This is a genomic window from Vibrio sp. 10N.222.55.C6 (assembly GCF_041473395.1).
GTDB classification, from domain to species: domain Bacteria; phylum Pseudomonadota; class Gammaproteobacteria; order Enterobacterales; family Vibrionaceae; genus Vibrio; species Vibrio crassostreae_C.
This window is the reverse complement of sequence record NZ_JBFRSD010000481.1, coordinates 1-251: the sequence shown is the minus strand read 5'-3', so window position 1 is coordinate 251 and position 251 is coordinate 1. Positions and strand designations below refer to the sequence as shown.

The 251-nt window shown below is 48.6% G+C and carries 1 pseudogene; it reads left to right on the top strand.

The annotated features are described in order from the left end of the window. Window positions 1–251, top strand: a pseudogene (locus AB4486_RS24690) (efflux transporter periplasmic adaptor subunit); the annotation flags it as partial.

Here is a 251-nt window from a genome sequence, read left to right as displayed (position 1 = left end):
CACCTAGGTCAGCTCGATTTTTTGGGTAACCGTATCAATCTCAATACCGGTACGATCGCGATGCGCGCAATCGCTGATAATCCGAATCAACGATTACTTCCTGGTCAACACGTTCGTGTGGATCTACGTGAAAAGCAATCTATTGATGTTGTGACTATCCCACGCCGAGCAGTACAAACCGACCTAGAAGGCGACTTTGTGATGGTACTGGTTGAAGGTGAAGCGGCACCAGTTGCTGAGCGCAGAAACAT